The organism is Micromonospora sp. NPDC047557 (assembly GCF_043205095.1).
Lineage (GTDB): Bacteria > Actinomycetota > Actinomycetes > Mycobacteriales > Micromonosporaceae > Micromonospora.
Genome location: NZ_JBIDDK010000002.1, coordinates 380,219 through 401,587 on the forward strand (window position 1 = coordinate 380,219; position 21,369 = coordinate 401,587).

Genomic DNA, 21,369 nt, shown 5'->3' on the forward strand with positions numbered 1-21,369 from the left:
CGCGCCGCGCGCCGCGCGTCATGATCGTGCTTGATCCAGGAAGTAGTGGCCTCCCGCTCCTGGGAGGCCACTACTTCCATGTTCGGGGGGGGGGGGGGGGATCATGCCCGAAGCGGGCGTCGGCCTGGTCAGATGCCGCAGGTGGGTGCCGACCAGCCGCCGACCGCGGCGACGTGGGTGTGGTCGTTGTGGTCCGGGTAGCCGGGGCCGAGGATCTGTCCGAAGCCGTGGTTGCGGGCCTGCTGGGCCAGCCGGCACAGCGACGGTGAGCCGACCAGGTCCACCGCGTCGCCGTACAGGTGCCGGCTGTTCGAGGCCCCGCCGACCGCGCTGTTGCAGGCGTAGCTGCGGAAGCTGCTGCTGATCGCGATGGGCACGTCGCCGAGGGCGTGCCGCAGGGCCTGGAGCTTCCACATCGAGACGAGCGCGTTGGCGCGGGCGGTGCTCGCCGCGACCGCTCCGCCGGACCAGGTGCTGTTGCAGTTGTTCAGCTCGGCGTAGCTGAAGTTGACCGGTGTGCAGTCGTCGTCCTGGAGGGCGTACAGCCGGTTGAAGGTCTGCGGGCCGGCGACGCCGTCCGCGCCCAGCCCGTACGCCTGCTGGAAGCGGACCACCGCGGACCGGGTGGCGGGGCCGTAGGCACCGTCGATGGTGAGCACGGCGCCGTAGCCGGGGTAGCCGGCGACGCGGATCTGGAGTTGCCGGACGTCCTCGCCGGACATGCCCTGCGACAGGGTGCGACCCCAGGTGTAGCAGCCGTCCGCGTGCGCGGCGCTGGCGGTGAGGGTGACCCCGGTCACCGTGGTGGCGACGGCCAGCGCGAGCGCCGCGATGACCCTGCCGAGTCGTCGGACCATGAAGCTCTCCATTCATTTATTCGAGTGCCTGAATGCATGGAAGTTTCAGGTCTCGGCGGTAATCCGTCAACAACTTGCAGCAAGGAGTTTCCCGGTGACGGGTGTCGCGGCTGGCCCACGCGGCTCCGTAGGATCGGCTCGTGACAGGGGCGGAGCGGCACACGGACAGCGACGGCATGGCGGACGGCCTGGATCGGCTCTGGACGCCGCACCGGATGACCTACATCTCCGGCGAGGACCGCCCGGCCGAGGGCTACGAGAAGCCGACCGGCTGCCCGTTCTGTCTGGCCCCCGGGCTGCCCACCGAGGAGAGCCTGGTGGTCGCCCGCGGCGAGCGCGTCTTCGTGGTGCTCAACCTCTACCCGTACAACCCGGGGCACCTGCTGGTCTGCCCGTACCGGCACGTCGCCGACTACACCGACCTCGATGAGCCGGAGACCGTCGAGCTCGCCTCGTACACCCAGACGGCGATGCGGGTGATCCGCAAGGTCAGCAACGCGCACGGCTTCAACCTGGGCATGAACCAGGGCGGGGTGGCCGGTGCCGGCATCGCCGCCCACCTGCACCAGCACGTGGTGCCGCGCTGGGGCGGCGACGCGAACTTCATGCCGGTGATCGGCCGCACCAAGGTGCTGCCCCAGCTGCTCGGCGACACCCGCGACCTGCTCGCCCGCGCCTGGCCGTCCTGACCGCGCCGCCCGCGCGGCGTCCGCGCCGGTCCGGCTAGTCGGCGCGCAGCAGCGGGACGAGCTCCGGCCAGCTCTCCACCCGGTGTACGAGCGGCAGCAACGCGGCGTACGCGGCGACCTGCGCCGGGCGGGGTCGGAACAGGAACCGGTGCGGCACCGAGTCGAGGTAGCCGAGCACCTCCAGCTTGTCGTCCACGAAGTGGGTCAGGTCGAGCCGCCGGGCGATCGGCGCCTTCGCCGGCCGGGTGCGGCAGAAGTGCACCCGCTCGACGGGGATCCCGGTGCGGGCCGTGAAATCGTGGTGGGCCAGCCACTCCCGGGTCCGCCGCTCGGTGGACTCGCCGCACTTGGAGACGAGGTGCACCTCGTCGAACGCCGGCCCGAGCGCCGCGAGCGCGTCGAACGCCCCGTCCACCATCGGCGTCCGCAGGTAGTGCGCGCCGAAGAAGGAGGTGTCGGCGTCGTCGTCGGCTGGCTCGATGAGCACACCGCCGATGTCCACGCCCAGCCGTCGCATGGCGTCGATCATGCCGTACGGCCCCGGCGCGCGCGTACCGCGTTTCCGCGTGGGGAGTTGCTACGCCCCGCCCGGTGAAGGTGGCACGATCGGCCGATGGCAGTGACGACACGGATGTTGGGGCGCAGCGGCATCGAGGTCAGCGCCCTCGGCATGGGGTGCTGGGCGATCGCCGGTCCCTGGGCGGAGGGCAGCCAGCCGCTGGGCTGGGGCGCGGTCGACGACGACGAGTCCGTGCGGGCGGTACGCCGCGCGCTCGAGGAGGGCATCACCCTCTTCGACACCGCCGACACGTACGGCGCGGGGCACGGCGAGCGGGTGCTGGGGCGGGCCCTCGCCGGCCGCCGGGACGAGGCCGTGATCGCCACCAAGTGGGGCTACACGTTCGACGAGGCGACCCGGCAGGCGACCGGGGAGGACGCGTCACCGGCGTACCTGCGGCGGGCCGTGACCGCGTCGCTGCGCCGGTTGGGCACCGACCGGATCGACCTCTACCAGCTGCACCTGGCCGACCTGCCGGTGCCCCGCGCGGAGGCGCTGATCGGCGTCTGCGAGGACCTGGTCGCCGAGGGCCTGATCCGCGCGTACGGGTGGAGCACCGACCGACCGGACCGGGCCGCCGCGTTCGGACAGGCCGCCTCCGGCGCCACCGCCGTGCAGCACGCCCTGTCGGTGCTGCGCGACGCCCCCGAGGTGCTCGCCGTCTGCGACAAGTACGACCTGGCCAGCGTCAACCAGGGGCCGCTGGGGATGGGCCTGCTCACCGGCAAGTACACGGCCGCGTCGACGTTGCCCCGCGACGACGTGCGCGGGTTGGCGCCGGGCTGGCTGGAGTGGTTCCGCGGCGGACGGCCCGCGCCGGAGTGGCTGCGCCGGGTCGGGGCGGTCCGCGCCGCGCTGACCGCCGACGGGCGCACCCTCGCCCAGGGCGCGTTGGGCTGGATCTGGGCACGCAGCGGGCGCACCATCCCGATCCCCGGCTGCCGTACGGTCGCCCAGGTCGAGGAGAACGCCGCCGCGCTGCGCCGAGGGCCGCTGGCGCCGGACCAGTTCGTCGAGGTGGAACGCCAACTCGCCGCCCTGCGCACCGCCGCCCTGCGCGACGCCGATCGCCCGCACTGGCCCCGCCCCACGCACCCCACGACTCACCCCTGACCCGCACACCGCGCGCGGCGGGGCCCCTGTCCGACGCCGGTGCCGCCCCGTCGCGTGCCGTCCCCCTGGGGATAGTCCACATCGGCGACTCGCGGGCGTGGCGGGGTGGGGCGTGCGGTGCCCTGCCGTGCGCGCGGTGCCGTGCCGTGCCGTGCGGTGCCGTCCCGTGCCGTGGGCGTGGCGTCCCGTGCCGTCCCGTGCCGTGCCGTGGGCGTGGCGTGGCGTGCCGCGCGGTGCCGTCCCGTGCCGTCCCGTGCCGTGCCGTGGGCGTGGCGTGGCGTGCCGCGCGGTGCCGTCCCGTGCCGTGCCGTGGGCGTGGCGGCCCGAGCGGCGCCGTGTCGGGGTGCCGTGCGGTGCCGTGTGCCATAGCGGCGCCGCGTGCTGTGCTGGTGTCGCGTCCTGTCGAGCTGCCCCAGATGTGGGGCAGCGTCGGTGCGGATGCGGTCCGCTCCGGCAGCGGTGCCCCGAATGTGGGGCAGCGTCGGTGCGGATGCGGTCCGCTCCGGCAGCGGCGTCCCGAATGTGGGGCAGCGTCGGTGCGGATGCGGTCCGCTCCGGCAGCGGCGTCCCGACTGTGGGGCAGCGTCGGTGCGGATGCGCTCCGCTCCGGCAGCGGTGCCCCGAATGTGGGGCAGCTCGACAGGACGCGAACACGTAGGTCACGCCGCCGCCCCGCCCACGCGCGACGGCTCGCCCCGCGACGGCTCGCCCGCGACGGGGAGTCGTCCGGGACAGGCGCGCGGGCAGACAGGGCCAGCGGGCAGACAGGGCCAGCAGGCAGACAGGGTCAGCGGCTACGCAGGTTCAGTGGGCACGCAAGGTTGCCCGGCACCCGGGGTTTGGCGGGCACGAGGGGCCTGCCCGGCACGCAGGGCTACGGGGTGTGTTCCTTGCGGACCTGGTCAGCCAGGTGGGTGGGCATCGGGTCGTGGCGCACGAAGTGGCGGCGGAAGGTGCCCGTGCCGGCGGTCATCGAGCGCAGCTCGACGGCGTAGCGGAGCAGTTCGGTGGCGGGCACCTCGGCGCGCACGAGGGTACGGCCCTCGGCGTCCTCGTCGGGTTCGGTGCCGAGCACCCGGCCGCGCCGGCTGGACAGGTCGCCCATCACCGCGCCCACCGAGCCGTCCGGCACCCGGACGGTCACCTCGTCGATGGGTTCCAGCAGCGTCGGCTGGCCGCGCTCGGCGGCGTCGCGCAGCGCGAGCGCGCCGGCGGTCTGGAAGGCCGCGTCGGAGGAGTCGACGCTGTGCGCCTTGCCGTCGACGAGGGTCACGCGCAGGTCCACCACCGGGTGGCCGGCGACCAGCCCGCGCTCCAGCTGGGCGCGGACGCCCTTCTCGACGGACGGGATGTAGTTGTGCGGCACCGCGCCGCCGACGATCCGGTCGACGAACTCGAAGCCGGCGCCGCGGGGCAGCGGCTCAACCTCGATGTCGCAGACGGCGTACTGGCCGTGGCCGCCGGACTGCTTGACGTGCCGACCGTGCCCCCGTGCCGGCACGGTAAGCGTCTCGCGCAGCGACACCTTGACCGGTTCGGTGTCCAGCTCGACGCCTCCGGCGCGCAGCCGGTCCAGCACGACGTCCGCGTGCGCCTCGCCCATGCACCAGAGCACCAGCTGGTGGGTCTCCGGATTGCGCTCCAGCCGCAGCGTGGGGTCGCCGGCGACCAGCCGGGCGAGGTTGCGGGCCAGCGCGTCCTCGTCGGCGCGGCTACGGGCGACGATCGCCACCGGCAGCAGCGGCTCCGGCATCTCCCACGGCGCGATCAGCAGCGGGTCGTCCTTGGCCGAGACGGTGTCGCCGGTCTCCGCGCTGCCCGACTTGGTGATCGCGCAGATGTCGCCGGCCACGCAGTGCGGGACCTCGCGCAGGGTCGCGCCCAGCGGGGTGTAGATGTGCCCGACCCGTTCGTCGGCGTCGTGGTCGGGGTGCCCGCGCTCGGCCATGCCGTGTCCGCAGATGTGCACGGTCTGTTCGGGGCGCAGCGTGCCGGAGAAGACCCGGACCAGCGAGACTCGACCGACGTGGCGGTCGACGGTGGTCTTGACGACCTCGGCGACGAGCGGGCCGTCCGGGTCGCAGGTCAGCGGCGGGCGGGGCGAGCCGTCCACGCCGGTGACCGCCGGCAGCTCGTGCTCCAGCGGTGACGGGAACGCGGCGGTCAGCACCTCCAGTAGCGCGTCCAGGCCAACGCCGGTCTCGGCGCAGACCGGCACCGCCGGATAGAAGTGGCCCCGGGCGACGGCCTTCTCCAGGTCGTCGATGAGCACGTCGTCGCTGATCTCCTCGCCGTCGAGGTAGCGGTCCATGAGGGTCTCGTCCTCGCTTTCGGCGATGATCCCCTCGATCAGCTCGTCGCGGGACTCGTCGATGGCCCGCTGGTGCTCCGGGTCGGGGTCGCGGACGTCGGCGGGGAGCCCGGCGCTGTAGTCGAAGACCCGGCGGGTGATGAGCCCGAGCAGGCCCTCGGTGGAGACGCCGTCGTCGCCGAGCATCGGCAGGTACAGGGGCATCACGTTGTCACCGAAGACCCGCTGGCAGAGCGCCACCGTCTCGTCGAAGTCGGCGCGGGGCGCGTCGAGGCGGGCCACCGCGACAGCGCGCGGCATGTCGACAGCGGCGCATTCCTCCCACAGCGCCACCGTGGCAGCGTCCATCCCACCGGCCGCCGAGACGACGAACAGCGCGGCGTCGGCGGCCCGCAGGCCGGCCCGCAGTTCGCCGACGAAGTCGGCGTACCCGGGTGTGTCCAGCAGGTTGACCTTGATGCCGTTGTGCAGCAGGGGGGCGCAGGACAGGCTCACCGAGCGCTGCTGGCGTACGGCGGCCGGGTCGTGGTCGCCGACCGTGGTGCCGTCGACGACGCTGCCGGCCCGGCCGATGGTGCCGGTCGCGGCGAGCAGCGCCTCGACGAGGGTCGTCTTGCCCGCACCGGAATGCCCGACGAGCACCACGTTGCGAACCCGCGCGGGGTCGGTCACCACCGGCGTGCCGCCGGTGGCCCCCTTGTCCTGATTTTTCTGCGCCATGGGGCGCACCTCCCTCAGCCGGTGGTGGGTGGCGACCGCCGCGCGACGGGAAGCGGCCCGGGGCGAGTGCGCGGCGATATCCTCCGGTGGTCTGCTGCACAGCGGGAACTCAACGGGCGGGCGGGTGAGCTGGCTCACCTCCAGGCTCGATCTCACACCCGTTGCCGTACACGCACAAGCCTGCCCCGGGCGGGTCGCAGGGACCGGCCGTATCGCCGGACCTGGGCGGACCGTTATCGTGGGGACCGCCATGGCGAAGATCTTCCAAGTGTCGGCCCGCGCGGGGATGACCCGCGTCGTCGAGCCGATCGCACGTGCCCTCCTGCGCGCGGGCGTCACTCCCAATGCCGTCACCGTCGCGGGCACCGTTGGTGTGCTCATCGGCGCGCTCGGCTTCGGTGCCCGCGGCCACCTGGTCGCGGGCGCGTTGATCGTGACCGTGTTCGCGCTCACCGACCTGCTCGACGGGACGATGGCCCGGATGAGCGGCGGCTCCACCCGCTTCGGCGCGTTCCTCGACTCGAGCATGGACCGGGTCGCCGACAGCGCCGTCTTCGGCGCGGTGGCCTACTGGCTGGCCACCCAGGGCGACCACTCCGGGGTGGCTGCCGCGCTGCTGTGCCTGGCCGCCGGCGGGCTCGTCTCCTACGTGAAGGCGCGCGCCGAGGGGCTGGGCATGACCTGCAACGTGGGCATCGCCGAGCGCACCGAGCGGCTGCTGATCGTCGGCGTCGGCGGGATCCTCACGGGCGTCGGCGTGAAGCCGGCGCTGGAGATCGCGCTCTGGCTGCTCGCCGCCATCTCGATCTTCACAGTGGGGCAGCGGATGGCGCACGTCTACCGCCAGGCCCAGCAGCTCCAGCCGGACGGCCAGGCGTGAGCGGGCTGCCGGCGACCCGGCGTCGGACGACCGGCGGCCGGGCCGCGTGAACCTCACCGAGCTGGGCTACGTCGCCGGCTGGCGGCTGGTCCGCGCGCTGCCCCGGCCGGTGGTGGCGGCGGCGTTCCAGGCGGGCGCGGACCGCGCCCATCGCGGCGGTGGCGGCGGTACGGCCCGACTGCGCGCGAACCTGCGTCGGGTGGTCGGCCCGGAGCTGCCCGAGGCGGAGCTGGACGATCTCGTCAAGCGCGGGCTGCGCTCGTACGCCCGGTACTGGATGGAGGCGTTCCGGCTGCCCGCGTTGAGCCGGGAGCAGATCCTGGCCGGTTTCCGGCTCGACGGCGCCGAGCTGTTGGCGGCCGACGTGGCCGCCGGCCGGGGCGCGGTGGTGGCGCTGCCGCACGCCGGCAACTGGGACGCCGCGGGCGCCTGGGTCGCGGCCACCGGTTGGCCGATCACCACAGTCATGGAGCGACTCAAGCCGGAGGGCGTGTACAAGCGTTTCCTGGCCTTCCGGGCTGAGCTGGGGATGGAGATCCTGCCCACCCACGGTGGCCCACGTCCGGCGTTCGACGTGCTGCTGGACCGCCTACGCGCCGGCGCGGTGGTGCCGCTGCTGGCCGACCGGGACCTGTCCGCCCGGGGGGTGGAGGTGGACTTCTTCGGTGGGAAGACCCGGATGCCGGCCGGGCCGGCGCTGCTCGCGCTGCACACCGGAGCGCCGCTGTACGTGGCCTCGATGTGGTACGAGCGGGACGCGGCGTGCGCCTCGCTCGCCGGCCCGCTGCCGGTGCCCGGGCCCGAGGTGGGGCCCCTGGACCAGCGGGTCCGGTCGCTGACCCAGCTGATCGCCGACCGTCTGGCGGCGGGTATCGCCCGGCATCCGCAAGACTGGCACATGTTGCAGCGGATGTGGTTGGACCAGAGGAGGGCGGGGGAGGGCACGGCGCTGCCCTCGTCGGCCCCCGGCCAGGGCTGAAGGGGTGGGCTGACGCATGCGGATCGGCATCGTGTGCCCGTACTCGTTCGACGTCCCCGGCGGGGTGCAGAACCACGTCATGGATCTCGCCGAGGCGCTGATCGTGCTCGGTCACGAGGTCAGCGTGCTCGCTCCGGCGGACGAGGATTCGCCGCTGCCGGAGTACGTGGTGTCCGCCGGCCGGGCGGTGCCGCTGCCGTACAACGGGTCGGTGGCCCGGATCGCGTTCGGGCCGGTCTCGACCGCGCGGGTCCGGCGCTGGCTCACCAATGGTGACTTCGACGTGCTGCACGTGCACGAGCCGCTGACGTTGAGCCTGTCGCTGCTGGCGGTGCTCTCCGCTCGCGGCCCGGTGGTGGCCACGTTCCACACGGCGATGACCCGTTCGCGGGTGCTGGCCGCCGCGCAGGGCGTGCTGCAGATCGTGTTGGAGCGGATCACCGCCCGGATCGCGGTGAGCGCGCTGGCCCGCAAGGTGCAGGTCGAGCACATGGACGGCGGCGCGGTGGAGATCCCCAACGGGGTGGCGGTGGCGAAGTTCGCCGACGCCGAGCCGCTGCCGGGCTGGCCGGGGGAGTGCGGGCCGGGCACCGGCGGCACCGTGGGCTTCCTGGGCCGGTTCACGGAGGCGCGCAAGGGCTTCCCGGTGCTGCGGGACGCCTTCGTGGCGCTGGCGGCAACCCGGCCAGGGTTACGGCTGCTGGTCGCCGGCCCGGGTGACCCGGACGACCTGTACGACCAGTTCCCGGCCGCACTGCGGGAGCGGGTGGCGTTCCTCGGGCTGGTCTCCGAGGCGGACAAGGCCCGGATGCTGCGCAGCGTGCACCTGTACGTGGCGCCGAACACCGGCGGCGAGTCGTTCGGGATGATCCTCACCGAGGCGCTGGCCGCCGGCACCACGGTGGTGGCGAGTGACCTGGACGCGTTCCGCCGGGTGCTCGACGGTGGGCGGGCGGGGCGGCTGTTCCCGACCGGAGACGCGGTGGGGTTGCGCGACGCCCTGTCCGAGCTGCTCGACGACCCGGCCGGGCGGGCCACGCTGAGCGCCTGCGGCGATCAGGTGGTGGCGAATTTCGACTGGCCGGTGGTTGCTCGGCGTGTTCTTGAGGTATACGCAGCGGCGATCGAGGCGACCGACGGGCGGGTCATCGACCAGGAATGGGTGGGGCTGGGCTGAGCCGGGTGACGGATGGTGCGGCTGGTGACGCCGGTGACCGGCGCGGGCGTGCGCAACGGAGGAGAAACGGAGCAGCACTACGATGCCGCACATGTGGTGGGTGGTGGCCGCGAGTGTGCTCGTGGGGGTGCTTGCGGCGTACCTCATCTGGACCGCCGGCCGGGTCGAGCGGCTGCAGGGCCGCGCGGAGCTGGCGGCGCGGGCCCTCGACGCCCACCTGCTGCGCCGGGCGGCGGCCGCGGCGGTGCTGGCGGAGCGGCGTTTCGGCGTCGAGTTGTACGCGGCGGCCCGGATCGCGCTGGACGCTCCGCCGCAGGAGCGGGAGGCGGCTGAGAACGACCTGACCCGGCAGTTGCGCTCGGTGCGGCTGGACCCGGCCGATCCGGACTGCATGGCGGTCATCGCGGCGAGCCGCCGTCTCGCGTTGTCCCGGCAGGTGCACACCGACCTGGTTCGCGATGCCCGGTCGGCGCGCAGTCGTCCGCTGGTGCGGTTGTTGCGGATGGGGCGGGGCCGGGAGTGGCCGCGTTACTTCGACATCGACGACCCGACGCTCGTCGTGCCGGCGGACGTTCCGGCCGGCTGACCGGGGCGGGCGCGGGCGGGCCGGCGCGGCGGTGAGCAGGGCCACAGTGCAGGCCACCGGTGGTCTGATTGGCTGTCGGCGCGGCGTTGACCAGTGCGTAGCATTTTCGCTGCCACCCCCACCGCACGTCCAAGGAGCGATGACCCGTGCCCGAAACCACCGCCTCGACCACCGGCACCGCCCCCGTCGTCGGCACGGCCCGCGTGAAGCGGGGCATGGCCGAGATGCTCAAGGGCGGCGTGATCATGGACGTCGTCAACGCCGAGCAGGCCAAGATCGCCGAGGACGCCGGCGCGGTCGCGGTGATGGCCCTGGAGCGGGTGCCCGCCGACATCCGCGCGCAGGGTGGGGTCTCCCGGATGAGCGACCCCGACATGATCGACGGGATCATCGACGCGGTCTCCATCCCGGTGATGGCCAAGGCCCGCATCGGTCACTTCGTGGAGGCGCAGATCCTCCAGTCGCTCGGCGTCGACTACGTCGACGAGTCCGAGGTGCTGACCCCGGCCGACTACGCGAACCACATCGACAAGTGGGCCTTCACGGTCCCGTTCGTGTGCGGCGCGACCAACCTGGGCGAGGCGCTGCGCCGGATCACCGAGGGCGCGGCCATGATCCGCTCCAAGGGCGAGGCCGGCACCGGCGACGTCTCCAACGCCACCACCCACATGCGCAAGATCCGCCTGGAGATCCGCCGGCTGTCCTCGCTGCCCGCCGACGAGCTGTACGTCGCGGCCAAGGAGCTGCAGGCCCCGTACGAGCTGGTCAAGGAGGTCGCCGAGAGCGGCAAGCTGCCGGTGGTGCTGTTCACCGCCGGCGGGATCGCCACGCCGGCCGACGCGGCGATGATGATGCAGCTCGGCGCGGAGGGCGTCTTCGTCGGCTCCGGCATCTTCAAGGCCGGCAACCCGGCTCAGCGGGCCGCCGCGATCGTCAAGGCCACCACCTTCCACGACGACCCGGATGTGCTGGCGAAGGTCTCCCGGGGTCTGGGTGAGGCGATGGTCGGCATCAACGTCGACGAGATCCCGCAGCCGCACCGCCTGGCCGAGCGCGGTTGGTGAGGATGAACCCACCCACCATCGGTGTGCTCGCGCTCCAGGGCGACGTCCGGGAGCACGTGGCGGCGCTGGCCGCGGCGGGCGCGGATGCCCGCCCGGTCCGTCGCCCGAGCGAGCTGGACGCGGTCGACGGGCTGGTGATCCCGGGGGGCGAGTCCACCACCATCAGCAAGCTCGCCGACATCTTCGACATGCGCGAGCCGATCGACAAGCGGATCGCCGACGGCATGCCGGTCTACGGCTCCTGCGCCGGCATGATCATGCTGGCCACCGAGGTGCTGGACGGTCGGGCCGACCAGCGCGGCTTCGCCGGGATCGACATGACGGTACGGCGTAACGCGTTCGGCCGGCAGGTCGACTCGTTCGAGGCGCCGGTGGAGGTCGCCGGTGTGCCGGGGGAGCCGTTCCACGCGGTGTTCATCCGCGCGCCGTGGGTCGAGCGCGTCGGCGCGGCAGTCCAGGTGATCGGGAAGGTGACCGGCGGCCCGGCCGCCGAGCGGATCGTGGCGGTGCGGCAGGGCAACCTGCTGGCCACCTCGTTCCACCCTGAGCTGACGGGTGACCTGCGCGTACACGCGTACTTCGTGGAGCTGGTGCGCGCCGCCTGAGCGGCGGAGGCGCGGTGGCGGGCATGAATCCCGCCCCCGGATCGTTGGTCTGGGCAGGCCCCGGCGCCGTGCCACCGCCCCGGGCCGGTCCCGGGTGTGACATGGCGGGGTGTGACCTCGGTAAGATTGTCGCGGTTCGGCAGGGCCGTCGCCCGGCGCGGCACTTCCCGCGGGGCCGACCGGCCGCCGGATCGCCGATGCGGCGCGGAATCGGTGCGGCAGTCGACGCAGGCGTGCAATGACAGACGGAGGTAGAAGATGTCCGGCCACTCAAAGTGGGCGACGACCAAGCACAAGAAGGCCGTCATCGACGCCAAGCGCGGCAAGATGTTCGCCAAGCTGATCAAGAACGTCGAGGTGGCCGCGCGGACCGGTGGCGGCGACCCCTCCGGTAACCCGACGCTCTTCGACGCGATCCAGAAGGCGAAGAAGAGCTCGGTGCCGAACGACAACATCGACCGCGCCGTCAAGCGCGGCTCCGGCCTGGAGGCCGGCGGCGCCGACTGGCAGACCATCATGTACGAGGGGTACGGCCCGAACGGCGTGGCCATGCTCATCGAGTGCCTCACCGACAACCGCAACCGGGCGGCCACCGAGGTGCGTACCGCGCTGACCCGCAACGGCGGCTCGCTCGCCGACGCCGGCTCGGTGTCGTACATGTTCTCCCGCAAGGGCGTGGTGATCGTGCCCAAGGAGGGCACCAGCGAGGACGACGTGATGATGGCCGTCCTCGACGCCGGCGCCGAGGAGGTCAACGACCTCGGTGAGGCGTTCGAGGTGGTCTCCGAGCCGACCGACCTGATCCCGGTGCGGACGGCGTTGCAGGACGCCGGCATCGAGTACGAGTCGGCCGAGTCCTCCCTGATCCCCAGCATGAACGTTCCGCTGGACGAAGAGGGCGCCCGCAAGATCTTCAAGCTGATCGACGTCCTGGAGGACTGCGACGACGTGCAGAACGTCTACGCGAACTTCGACGTCAGCGACGACGTGATGGCGGCCGTCGACGCCTGAGGTCCGACCCGTCCGGCCTGCCCGGCGTGCCGGTCTTGATCCACACCAGGTCGCCGATGTGGGGGTGTCCGCGCGAGCGGTTGCCCCCACATCGGCGACCTGGTGTGTCAGAGCTCCCTTGCCCGCGACCTGGCTGCCGAGTAGCACGCAACGCGTGATCGACTCGACATCATGGAAGTCGGGGTGTCCGACGCGTAGGGACACCCCGCTTTCCGTGAACCGGAGTCGATCAAGCGCCCCGGGCCGGCCGGGCGCCCAGCGGCCGTAGGCTTCCTCCGGGAGCAAACGAGGAGGTTCCGGGGGAGATGGTGGAACGCCGATTCGCGCCGGGTGACGTGGTCGTCCGGCGGGAGATCCTGCGGGGCGAGGTCTGGTTCGGCTGCCCGACGATCTGCGTCGAGGACTCGCCCGACCTGCTCGCCCTCTACCTCCCGCCGGGGGCGGAGTTCGGCTTCCCGACCGACGGCGTGTTCCCCTGTGGACGGCACCCGTGGGAGACGGCCGGGCACCGCTCCTGGTCGGGGCACGGCAAGCTGATGCTGCACCGGCCGGGCGAGGCGCACTCGGTGGACGTGTTCTGGACGGGCCCGCAGCGCGACTTCGCCGGCTGGTACTTCAACCTGCAGGATCCGCTGCGGCGTACCCCGATCGGGGTGGACACTCTCGATCACGAGCTGGACCTGTGGTGGGGCGCGGACGACGACCGGTACGTCTGGAAGGACGTCGAGATGTTCGCGCAGCGCCTCGTCGAGGGGCGCTACCCGGGCATGGCGGACGCGATCCGCGGCGAGGGCGACCGGATCGCCGCCCTGCTCGACGCGGGTCAGCGGTGGTGGGACCCGGCGTGGGCGCGGTGGCAACCCGATCCGGCCTGGTCGGCGCCCCGGTTGCCGGCCGGCTGGGCCTCGGTGCCCACCCGCTGACCACGCGCGACTGCCGGGTGAGCCGCGCCGGCCGTGTGGTCGGTCAGCACTGCAGCACCGGATCGACGAGAAACTCCTGGTCGGGTGGCCGGTGTACGCGACGGGCGCCGGTGTCCGCTCAGGACACCGACGCCCGCGTGGGCCCTCGCCGGTCAGCCGATGCTCTCCCGCTCCCGCCAGGCGGCGCGCAGCGAGGTCCGGCCGTTGGTGCGGAGCAGCGAACCCTCGTAGACGCGGGCCCCGGCGACCACGAAGGCTCCGGCGGCGACCAGTAGGACGGCCAGCGACACGATCGGCTCCCAGCCGGCCGCGTCGCCGGTGAACAGCCGCAGCGGCATCGCCGTGGGCGACGAGAACGGCAGGTACGACAGCACCCGCATCGCGGTCGCGTTGTCGTTCAGGAAGATCACCGCGAAGAACGGCAGCATGACGGCGAGCTGCACCGGTGTCGACACACCGGCGATGTCCTCCTGGCGGTTGACCAGGGCGCCGGCGGCCGCCCACATCGCGGCCAGCAGCACGAAGCCGAGCAGGAAGAACGGCACGAACCAGCCGATCGCCGGGGCGAGCAGGGTGAGCAGGTCCCCGCTGTCGCCGATTTGCATGCCGAGGACGGCCACGAGACCGATCAGCGCGATCTGCCCGAGGGCCAGGATGCCCCCGGCGATCACCTTGCCGGCCAGCAGCGCCCGTACCGGCACGGCCGCCACCAGGATCTCCACGATCCGGGTCTGCTTCTCCTCGGTGACGCTCTGCGCGATCTGCAGGCCGAAGGTCTGCGAGGTGATGAAGAAGACGAACGCGAACACGAACGGCACCAGGAACGCCACCACCGGGTCGACCGCGTCGGGATCGAGAAGGCGCACCGGCGGCGCGATGCTCAGCGCCCGGACCACCTCGTGAGGTGCGTCGTCCATGGCGAGCACCGCTGGACCGCTGACGACCGCGGCGTCCACGTCCCCGTCGCGGACGGCCTGCTCGGCGGCACGGTCGTCGGCCACCACCCGGACGTCGAGCCCGGCGGCGCGCAGCGGGCCGGCCGCGTCCTGGGTGACGGCCACGCTCTTCGGACCGCCGGAGAGCAACGGCGGCAGGATGGTGCCGGCGGCGGCGATCACCAGGAAGAAGAGCGTGCCGAACAGGAAGGTGCGGTCGCGGAGCTTGACCCGGATCTCGCGTTCGGCGACCAGCCGGGTGGCCTGGGTGACGTTCACTGGGTGACCTCTCGGAAGATCTCGGTGAGCGAGGGGCTGACCGGGCGGAAGGCGCGGACCGGGCCGCGGGCGAGGGCCGCGTGCAGGATGGGCTGCTCGTCGGCGCCGACCGGCAGGTCGAAGACCGCCCGCGCGCCGTCCAGCTCGACCAGGGTGACCCCGGGCTGGTCGCGGACCCAGCCGGCGTCGGTCGCCACCACCAGCTCGAAGCGGGGCGAGGTGTACGGGTCGCGCAGCTGCGTACGACTGCCGGCGGCCCGGATCACTCCGTCATCGATGATCACCAGGTCGTCGCAGAGGCGCTCCACCACGTCGAGTTGGTGGCTGGAGAACAGCACCGGCACTCCGGCGGCGGCGCGTTCGCGCAACACGGCGACGACCGTGTCGACGGCGAGGGGGTCGAGACCGGAGAACGGCTCGTCGAGCACCAGTACCTCGGGGTCGTGCACCAGCGCGGCGGCGATCTGGGCCCGCTGCTGGTTGCCCAGCGACAGCGTCTCCAGCAGGTCGTCGCCGCGTTCGCCGAGCCCGACCCGCTCCAGCAGAGCGTCCGTGGCGCGGCGGGCGGCGGGGGCGTCCAGGCCGTGCAACCGGCCCAGGTAGGCGACCTGCTCCCGCGTGGTCATCTTGGGATACAGGCCCCGTTCCTCCGGCATGTAGCCGAAGCGGCGGCGGTCCTGTCGGGTGAGCTTCGCGCCGCCCCAGCTCACCTCGCCGGCGTCGGGGGCGAGCACACCCAGGATGATTCGCATGGTGGTGGTCTTGCCGGCGCCGTTCGCGCCGACGAAGCCGGTCATCCGGCCGGCGGCCACCTCGAAGGACACGTTCTTGAGCACCTGCCGGTCGCCGAAACTGCGGTCGACGCCGTCGAGTTGGAGCGTTCTCGTCACGCGTCCACGCTAGATCGAACCCGTCGGCCCGCCGTCCCTCCGAGGGCTGAGCCGAGGGGTCCGCCGAGCGACGGACACCGGTCATCCGCCGGGGCGGACCACCCCGTTCTCGTACGCGAACACCACCGCCTGGACCCGGTCGCGCAGGCCCAGTTTCGCCAGCACCCGACTCACGTGCGTCTTCACCGTCGCCTCGCCGAGGCACATGGTCGCGGCGATCTCGGCGTTGCTCGACCCGGCGGCGAGCAGCACCAGCACCTCCCGCTCGCGTGGGGTCAGCTCGCCCAGCGCGGCCTCGGCGCCGGCCCCCCGGTGTGCGGTGCCCGCCGGATCACCGGGACGGGCGAACGTGGAGATCACCCGGCGGGTGATCTCCGGGGCGAGCAGACCGTCGCCGCGGGCCAGCACCCGGATCGCCTCGATCAGCTCCTCGGGTGTGCCGTTCTTGAGCAGGAAACCGCTGGCCCCGGCCCGCAGCGCGGTGAAGAGGTAGTCGTCGCGGTCGAAGGTGGTGAGGATCAGCACCGCCGGAGCGCCGGGCCCGTCGTCGGTGATCCGCCGGGTGGCCTCCAGCCCGTCCATGCCGGGCATCTCCACGTCCATCAGCACCACGTCGGGGCGCGTGGCGCGGGCCATGGTGACGGCCCGCGCGCCGTCGGCGGCCTCACCGACCACCGTGATGTCGTCCTCCACCTCCAGGATGATCCGAAAGCCGGTGCGCACGAGATGCTGGTCGTCGGCGAGCAGCACCCGAATCGGGGTGATCGGTGGGGTGCTCACGAGGACCGCCCCGCCCCGGCCGTCAACGACCGTCCGTCTCCGGTCTCCCGTTGCCGGCCGATCGCCGGGTCCGCGAGCGGGAAGCGGGCACGGACCCGCCAACCCCCGCCGGCCCGGGGCCCGGCCTCCAGCTCACCGTCGTGCGCGGTGACCCGCTCGCGCATCCCGATCAGGCCGAGCCCGGCGGCATCGGCCCGGCCGCCGGTCCGTCCGTCGTCGGTCACGTCGACCTCCACCTCCCGGGCCAGATAGCGGACCCGCACATCCAGCAGATCCGCCCCGGCGTGCTTCAGGGTGTTGGTCACCGCCTCCTGCGTCACCCGGTAGGCCGCCTGCGAGACCGACTCGGGCAGCGCGACGGGCTCGCCGTACACCCCGAGGGTGGCCCTCAGGCCCGCGGCCCGCGCCCGCTCGACCAGCTCACCGATGCGCTCGACGTCGCCGGGCGCGGCCCGCTCGACGTCGCTGTCGCCGGAGGCGCGCAACACGCCGAGCATCCGGCGCAGCTCGTCGACGGCGGTGCGGGCGCTCTGCTCGATGGCGGCGAGTGCCGTGCGGGCCTTGCCCGGGTCGCGGTCGAACACCCGGCGGCAGGCGGACGCCTGCACCCCCATCACCGACACGTGGTGGGCGACGACGTCGTGCAGCTCCCGGGCGATCCGGACCCGTTCGCCGAGCACCGCCCGCTCCCGGCCCTCAGCCTGGGACCGGCGCAGCTGGGCGGCCTGTTCGCGCAGCTCGTGCTCGCGCCGCGCGGCCACCCAGGCGGTCTCGCCGAAGAAGTACGCGAACCCGAAGACCAGTACGTTGACCAGGACGCCGCTGATCATCGCGGCGAGCACCGGCGGCACCGGGCCGACCGCGTCGTCGAAGGCGCCGGGCGGGATGTGGTCGATCGTCACCGCGTAGTAGACGCCCAGCCAGGCGAACATCGTGGCGATCACGCCGATCCGCAGCCGGCGGGCCAGCTGGTGGTCCGGTCCCCAGGCGCCCATCGTGTAGAGGGCGCAGAACAGGGCCCATGCGGAGAACTGGGTCTCCGGCGCCGACCGGGCCTGCGCGGCGATGAACGCCACCGCGACGACCAGCAGGGTGGCGGCCGGCCAGCGCCGCCGTCCGACCAGCGGAAGCGTCACCGCGACGGTCCAGAACAGCTGCTCCGGCCCGGACGGCGGTGGCCCCAGCAGGAACGCCCCGGTGCTGCGGGCCAGGGTGAGGCTGACCAGCGCCAGCCCGGTCACCGCGAGCCCGATCCACAGGTCGATCCGCCGCTGCTGGGCCGTCGGGCCCGGACGGCGCCACTCGTCGCGCTGTGCCTCGGTCATCCGGGAACGATGCCACGTCGTCAGACGCGTCCGCTATCCGGACGGCCCGGCGGTGACCGCGCGCCGACGTGCGGCGGCCCGACGCGGTGTCCGCGCCGGGCCGCCGTCTGCGCTGTCGCTCAGGTCGTCTGACGACGGCTCTTGAGGGCCGTGTCGATCAGGTCCCACACCAGCACCACGGCGACGCCCAGCGCGATGAGGGCGTTGAGGAGATTGCGGTTGTCCGCGTCCGCCAGCCAGCTCAGCCGCTCGCGCAGAGCCGGGTTGAGCAGCGCGTCGGAGAGCGCCAGCCCGGCCAGCGGCACCGTGAACGCCAGGTTGAGCAGCGCCTTCACCGCGAACAGCGGCCAGCTCCAGCGCCCGATCCGGTACTTGACGATCTCGAACACCGCGATGGCGAGCAGGACGACGATCAGCGCCGGCAGCCAGAACGACCAGAGCGCCGGGTCGAGGACGGGGATGTTGTCGCCGTCGCTGGCACGCACCCACGACTGGTAGTGCTGCAAGGGCAGGTAGCCGATGGTCAGCACCAGCATGGCCACCGCCGCGATGGTGTCGACGAGGGAGATGTCGCGGTGCGCGGGGACGTCGGGCAGTTCGTCGACGGTCCAGTCGGGCAGGTCGACGGTGGGCTGGGACCGCTCGATGAGGACGAAGGTCAGGGTGAGCCAGAAGCTGATGTGCACGGCCACGTGCAGGGCGACGACGAGGCCCGACCCGATTGCGCCGAAGCCCTTGCCGTCGACGACCGCGACGACCGTGACCACCGTGCCGGCGAGCGCCGGGATGAAGCTGAGCAGCAGCTTCAGCAGCCGCAGCCACACCAGGTAGTAGGTGGGGCCGAGGAGCTGGAGCCGGCGGTCGGCGTAGCGGGCGGCCAGCCGGTCGGGGTTGCCCAGCTCGGTGAGCACCTCCCGCTCGGCGGCCGCCGCGTCCTCGCCGCCCCCGGTCCGGTCCTCGATCATGTCCTCGATCGAGGCGCGCAGCTCGGTCGCGATCTCGTCGCGCCGTTGGGCGGGCACCGAGCGCAGGGTGGCGGCCAGGTAGCGGTCGGTCAGCGTGTTCATCGGTCCACTCCTTGGATCAGCCCGGTGATGGAGGTCTGTACGGCGGCGAGGTCGTCCAGGAGCCGGCTCAGCATCGACTCGCCCTCGTCGCTGGTCCGGTAGAACTTGCGCGGCCGGCTCTCCTCGGTGTTCCACTCGCTGGTCAGCAGGCCCTGGTCCTCCAGGCGGCGCAGCAATGGATAGAGCGTGTTGGCGTCGACCGGAAAGCCGTGGTCGGTGAGCCGTTGCAGCAGTGCGTAGCCGTAGTCCGGTCGGCGGAGCGCGACCAGGCTGGCCACCACGACGGTGCCTCGACGCAGCTCCTGCAGGTGCGTCCGTAGAACATCCTCGCTAACCATGTGTCACACCATACCGTGTGCCACACAGTATTGTCTAGCGGAACATCATCGTGTCTGCCCACGCCCGGTTTCGGCCGCTCCGACGTGCGGGGCGCCCGGCCGGCACCGGACGCCCCGCCACCTGGTCGGAGTCAGCAGGACACGCCCTGGCGGAAGTTCCGCTCGACGTAGCTGGCCGGGCCGACCTGGAAGTAGCCAACGCCGGGCCGGATCGGGTGCCCGGTGAACAGCTCCACCCGCGACCCGACGCGAACCAGGTACGCCTCGGCGTCCCCCGCGTCGTTGCGGATCAGCGACCCGCGCGGCCCGTAGATCGCCTCCAACTCGGCGAAGGACATGCCGACCCTGGCCCCGGCGGGCGACTGCGGCGGTGCGGTGGCCGTACCCACCTCCACCAGTCGCCCGTCGCGGAAGGCCAGCAGGAGGACACCGGCCCAGGAACCGGTCACACCGGCGTTTACCACAGTGCCGCAGCCCGGCGCGGTCCAGTCGATGCGGCCGGCCGCGGTGAGCGCGGCCAGGCTGGCGCCGATCCGGTACACGCCGGCGCCACCGACGCTGAGCACCTGCGGGTGGCTGTGCCCGCCGGTGGTGGCGAGCGGGCCGCGGGCCGAGGCCGGCGCGACGCCGGCCAGCGGCGCCGCCGCGGCCGGAACCGTGGCGGTCACCGCGACGAGCGTGCTGAGCGCCAGCGCGGCAGTGGTGAGCAGGATCGAGGGACGGTTCATGGTGCGCTCCTTCGGTGATGGGTCTCCTGCCCTGTTAGTCACCGCGCCGGCGTCAGCGGTTCGTCGGGTTTCCGACCGGTCCGGTCTACTGTGAAGAGACCGTGCTGGCCGGGGGTGACACCGTGACGGCTCCGCAGCGGATCGGGCCCTACGCCATCGAGCGACTGCTGGGCGTCGGCTCGTTCGCGACGGTCTGGCTGGGCTACGACGCGGTGCTCGACGCGCGTGTGGCGATCAAGGTGCTGGCCGAGAACTGGAGCCACGACCTGCGGGTGCGGGAACGCTTCCTCGACGAGGCCCGGCTGTTGCGCCGCCTGGAGCATGAGCGGCTGATCCGGGTGCACACCGTCGGTGAGTTGCCCGACGGCCGGCCGTACGCGGTCCTGGCCTGGGCGGACCGGGGGAGCCTGCGCGACCGCCTCGCCGTCGGCGAGATCCCCGCGCCGACCGCGCTGCGGCTGCTCGGCGAGATCTGCGCCGGGGTCGCCGTGCTGCACCGGCACGGCGTCGTGCACCGTGACCTCACCCCGGGCAACGTCCTGTTCCGCTCCGCCGGCCCGGACGTTCCCGATGCCGAACAGGTGCTGATCGCCGACCTCGGCCTCGCCAAGGCGCTCGCCACCGCCTCGGGGCTGACCGCCCGGGCCGGCACCCCCGGTTACATGGCCCCCGAGCAGGACGACCCGGGCGCGGTGATCGACACCCGCGCCGACGTGTACGGGCTCGGCCGGCTGGGGATCCGGCTGCTGGCCGCCGACCCGTCGGGCACGCACCCGGCCCGACCCGACCCGCCGCACGCCCCCCAGATCCGACTCCGTGACGGCGTGCCCCCGGGGATAGCGGCGGTGCTCGCCCGGGCCACCGCGTACGACCCGGCCGACCGCTATCCCGACGCCGCCTTCCTGCACGCCGCGTTGACCCGCGCGCGGGGACCGGCCGGCCCGGTTGCCGCGAGCGCGCGGCAGCGACCACCACCGCGCCGTCCGCGCCGGTCGCTGCTGGCCGGGGTGGCCGTCGTGGTCGCCGTCGCGGTGGGCCAGGTGGCCGCCGAGCCGGGTGGCACCGGGTCGGGTCGGTCGGCCGGCGGCACGTACACGACCGGGCCGTTGACCGTGGCGTTGCCGCCCGGCTGGTCCGCTACGGGGGCGACCTGGGCCGGTCAGTACGACGCCGACGGCGAACCCGAACCGGCCCTGGTGATGTCGCCGCGACCCCGCCGCTGGGCCGCCGACCCCCGACTGCCCGGCGCGTTCGTCGGCCTCTCCGCCGCCACGGCGGCACGCACCACGCCGGCCGGATTCCTGGCCGAGCGGACGCACGGTGACTGCGCGCCCGCGCCGGCCCGCACCACCCGACAGGCGGGCGTCGAATGGACGGTGGTCCACTACGTCTGCGACCAGGGCCGGCCGCAGATCGTCGAGTCCGCCGGCCTGCACCCCGGCGGTCCGGCCCTGGTGTACGTGCAGATCGCCCCGCCGGCCGGCAGCGGGCCCGACTTCGTGGACACCCTGCTCGCCGGCGTACGCCTGCGGTAGGTGCGGCTGAACGCGCTC

21 protein-coding genes are annotated in these 21,369 nt (G+C 73.2%); 11 read left to right on the forward strand and 10 right to left on the reverse strand.

Going from position 1 to position 21,369, the window contains the following annotated elements; all coding sequences use genetic code 11:
- Positions 1–128: 128 nt before the first annotated feature.
- The gene (locus tag ACGGAQ_RS09540; protein WP_393046396.1) at positions 129–857 is read right to left on the reverse strand and encodes a D-Ala-D-Ala carboxypeptidase family metallohydrolase; all 729 of its coding nucleotides are present in this window, start codon (positions 855–857) and stop codon (positions 129–131) included.
- A 176-nt stretch (positions 858–1,033) separates the two neighbouring features.
- Here ACGGAQ_RS09540 and ACGGAQ_RS09545 point away from each other — a divergent pair, with 176 nt between their 5' ends.
- Entirely contained in the window at positions 1,034–1,546 is a 513-nt protein-coding gene (locus tag ACGGAQ_RS09545; protein WP_357497809.1) for an HIT domain-containing protein, read from the forward strand.
- A gap of 34 nt (positions 1,547–1,580) precedes the next feature.
- Here the strand turns inward: ACGGAQ_RS09545 and ACGGAQ_RS09550 are convergent, their stop codons facing one another.
- The gene (locus ACGGAQ_RS09550; RefSeq protein WP_393046399.1) at positions 1,581–2,063 is read right to left on the reverse strand and encodes a hypothetical protein; all 483 of its coding nucleotides are present in this window, start codon (positions 2,061–2,063) and stop codon (positions 1,581–1,583) included.
- Between the two features lie 96 nt (positions 2,064–2,159).
- Here ACGGAQ_RS09550 and ACGGAQ_RS09555 point away from each other — a divergent pair, with 96 nt between their 5' ends.
- On the forward strand, positions 2,160–3,218 hold the full coding sequence (locus ACGGAQ_RS09555; protein WP_393046402.1) for an aldo/keto reductase: 1,059 nt from the start codon (positions 2,160–2,162) through the stop codon (positions 3,216–3,218).
- A gap of 874 nt (positions 3,219–4,092) precedes the next feature.
- On the opposite strand, the gene ACGGAQ_RS09560 is transcribed toward ACGGAQ_RS09555, so the two are convergent.
- Entirely contained in the window at positions 4,093–6,249 is a 2,157-nt protein-coding gene (locus ACGGAQ_RS09560; protein WP_393046405.1) for an elongation factor G-like protein EF-G2, read from the reverse strand.
- Positions 6,250–6,499: 250 nt separating this feature from the next.
- On the opposite strand from ACGGAQ_RS09560, the gene pgsA reads away from it, so the two are divergent.
- The 8 genes from pgsA to ACGGAQ_RS09600 all read left to right on the forward strand — a co-directional run bounded on the left by pgsA (position 6,500) and on the right by ACGGAQ_RS09600 (position 13,474).
- Entirely contained in the window at positions 6,500–7,129 is a 630-nt protein-coding gene (pgsA, locus tag ACGGAQ_RS09565; RefSeq protein WP_393046407.1) for a phosphatidylinositol phosphate synthase, read from the forward strand.
- Positions 7,130–7,175: 46 nt separating this feature from the next.
- Positions 7,176–8,108, forward strand: a complete 933-nt coding sequence (locus ACGGAQ_RS09570; protein ID WP_393046409.1) for a phosphatidylinositol mannoside acyltransferase — start codon at positions 7,176–7,178, stop codon at positions 8,106–8,108.
- 16 nt (positions 8,109–8,124) lie between these two features.
- Entirely contained in the window at positions 8,125–9,285 is a 1,161-nt protein-coding gene (locus tag ACGGAQ_RS09575; RefSeq protein ID WP_393046412.1) for a glycosyltransferase family 4 protein, read from the forward strand.
- A gap of 82 nt (positions 9,286–9,367) precedes the next feature.
- A complete protein-coding gene (locus tag ACGGAQ_RS09580; RefSeq protein ID WP_393046414.1) occupies positions 9,368–9,871 on the forward strand; it encodes a hypothetical protein in 504 nt (167 codons plus the stop codon).
- Between the two features lie 146 nt (positions 9,872–10,017).
- Positions 10,018–10,935: a pyridoxal 5'-phosphate synthase lyase subunit PdxS gene (pdxS, locus tag ACGGAQ_RS09585; protein ID WP_393046417.1), complete on the forward strand. Its 918-nt coding sequence runs from the start codon at positions 10,018–10,020 to the stop codon at positions 10,933–10,935.
- Between the two features lie 2 nt (positions 10,936–10,937).
- Positions 10,938–11,540, forward strand: coding sequence for a pyridoxal 5'-phosphate synthase glutaminase subunit PdxT (gene pdxT / locus ACGGAQ_RS09590; protein ID WP_393046419.1), 603 nt, complete (start codon positions 10,938–10,940; stop codon positions 11,538–11,540).
- A 258-nt stretch (positions 11,541–11,798) separates the two neighbouring features.
- A complete protein-coding gene (locus ACGGAQ_RS09595) occupies positions 11,799–12,551 on the forward strand; it encodes a YebC/PmpR family DNA-binding transcriptional regulator (protein WP_139587604.1) in 753 nt (250 codons plus the stop codon).
- 305 nt (positions 12,552–12,856) lie between these two features.
- Positions 12,857–13,474, forward strand: a complete 618-nt coding sequence (locus ACGGAQ_RS09600; protein WP_393046423.1) for a DUF402 domain-containing protein — start codon at positions 12,857–12,859, stop codon at positions 13,472–13,474.
- Between the two features lie 152 nt (positions 13,475–13,626).
- On the opposite strand, the gene ACGGAQ_RS09605 is transcribed toward ACGGAQ_RS09600, so the two are convergent.
- From ACGGAQ_RS09605 to ACGGAQ_RS09635, 7 genes are all read right to left on the reverse strand, one after another.
- Complete coding sequence (locus ACGGAQ_RS09605; protein ID WP_393046426.1) at positions 13,627–14,688, reverse strand: ABC transporter permease; 1,062 nt, start codon at positions 14,686–14,688, stop codon at positions 13,627–13,629.
- Entirely contained in the window at positions 14,685–15,578 is an 894-nt protein-coding gene (locus ACGGAQ_RS09610; RefSeq protein WP_393046429.1) for an ABC transporter ATP-binding protein, read from the reverse strand. Before ACGGAQ_RS09610 ends, ACGGAQ_RS09605 begins: the two co-directional genes overlap by 4 nt.
- A gap of 81 nt (positions 15,579–15,659) precedes the next feature.
- Positions 15,660–16,358 (reverse strand): response regulator, encoded by a 699-nt coding sequence (locus ACGGAQ_RS09615; protein WP_393046431.1) that lies wholly within the window; start codon positions 16,356–16,358, stop codon positions 15,660–15,662.
- Positions 16,355–17,683 (reverse strand): sensor histidine kinase, encoded by a 1,329-nt coding sequence (locus ACGGAQ_RS09620; protein WP_393046434.1) that lies wholly within the window; start codon positions 17,681–17,683, stop codon positions 16,355–16,357. Before ACGGAQ_RS09620 ends, ACGGAQ_RS09615 begins: the two co-directional genes overlap by 4 nt.
- Before the next feature lie 119 nt (positions 17,684–17,802).
- The gene (locus ACGGAQ_RS09625) at positions 17,803–18,750 is read right to left on the reverse strand and encodes a permease prefix domain 1-containing protein (protein WP_393046436.1); all 948 of its coding nucleotides are present in this window, start codon (positions 18,748–18,750) and stop codon (positions 17,803–17,805) included.
- Complete coding sequence (locus tag ACGGAQ_RS09630; RefSeq protein WP_110564981.1) at positions 18,747–19,088, reverse strand: PadR family transcriptional regulator; 342 nt, start codon at positions 19,086–19,088, stop codon at positions 18,747–18,749. Before ACGGAQ_RS09630 ends, ACGGAQ_RS09625 begins: the two co-directional genes overlap by 4 nt.
- A gap of 131 nt (positions 19,089–19,219) precedes the next feature.
- On the reverse strand, positions 19,220–19,816 hold the full coding sequence (locus ACGGAQ_RS09635; RefSeq protein WP_393046439.1) for a hypothetical protein: 597 nt from the start codon (positions 19,814–19,816) through the stop codon (positions 19,220–19,222).
- 122 nt (positions 19,817–19,938) lie between these two features.
- Between ACGGAQ_RS09635 and ACGGAQ_RS09640 the strand changes: the two genes are divergently transcribed.
- Complete coding sequence (locus ACGGAQ_RS09640) at positions 19,939–21,351, forward strand: serine/threonine-protein kinase (protein WP_393046442.1); 1,413 nt, start codon at positions 19,939–19,941, stop codon at positions 21,349–21,351.
- The last annotated feature ends 18 nt before the right edge of the window (positions 21,352–21,369 follow it).

Bases quoted from the DNA above. Each gene is read 5' to 3' on its own strand.
- ACGGAQ_RS09545 (WP_357497809.1), top strand. From the start codon at position 1,034: ATGGCGGACGGCCTGGATCGGCTCTGGACGCCGCACCGGATGACCTAC.
- ACGGAQ_RS09580 (WP_393046414.1), top strand. From the start codon at position 9,368: ATGCCGCACATGTGGTGGGTGGTGGCCGCGAGTGTGCTCGTGGGGGTG.
- ACGGAQ_RS09635 (WP_393046439.1), bottom strand. From the start codon at position 19,816: ATGAACCGTCCCTCGATCCTGCTCACCACTGCCGCGCTGGCGCTCAGC.
- ACGGAQ_RS09600 (WP_393046423.1), top strand. From the start codon at position 12,857: ATGGTGGAACGCCGATTCGCGCCGGGTGACGTGGTCGTCCGGCGGGAG.
- ACGGAQ_RS09550 (WP_393046399.1), bottom strand. From the start codon at position 2,063: ATGCGACGGCTGGGCGTGGACATCGGCGGTGTGCTCATCGAGCCAGCC.
- ACGGAQ_RS09620 (WP_393046434.1), bottom strand. From the start codon at position 17,683: ATGACCGAGGCACAGCGCGACGAGTGGCGCCGTCCGGGCCCGACGGCC.
- ACGGAQ_RS09575 (WP_393046412.1), top strand. From the start codon at position 8,125: ATGCGGATCGGCATCGTGTGCCCGTACTCGTTCGACGTCCCCGGCGGG.
- ACGGAQ_RS09630 (WP_110564981.1), bottom strand. From the start codon at position 19,088: ATGGTTAGCGAGGATGTTCTACGGACGCACCTGCAGGAGCTGCGTCGA.
- ACGGAQ_RS09555 (WP_393046402.1), top strand. From the start codon at position 2,160: ATGGCAGTGACGACACGGATGTTGGGGCGCAGCGGCATCGAGGTCAGC.
- ACGGAQ_RS09595 (WP_139587604.1), top strand. From the start codon at position 11,799: ATGTCCGGCCACTCAAAGTGGGCGACGACCAAGCACAAGAAGGCCGTC.
- pgsA (WP_393046407.1), top strand. From the start codon at position 6,500: ATGGCGAAGATCTTCCAAGTGTCGGCCCGCGCGGGGATGACCCGCGTC.
- ACGGAQ_RS09540 (WP_393046396.1), bottom strand. From the start codon at position 857: ATGGTCCGACGACTCGGCAGGGTCATCGCGGCGCTCGCGCTGGCCGTC.
- ACGGAQ_RS09560 (WP_393046405.1), bottom strand. From the start codon at position 6,249: ATGGCGCAGAAAAATCAGGACAAGGGGGCCACCGGCGGCACGCCGGTG.
- pdxT (WP_393046419.1), top strand. From the start codon at position 10,938: ATGAACCCACCCACCATCGGTGTGCTCGCGCTCCAGGGCGACGTCCGG.
- ACGGAQ_RS09625 (WP_393046436.1), bottom strand. From the start codon at position 18,750: ATGAACACGCTGACCGACCGCTACCTGGCCGCCACCCTGCGCTCGGTG.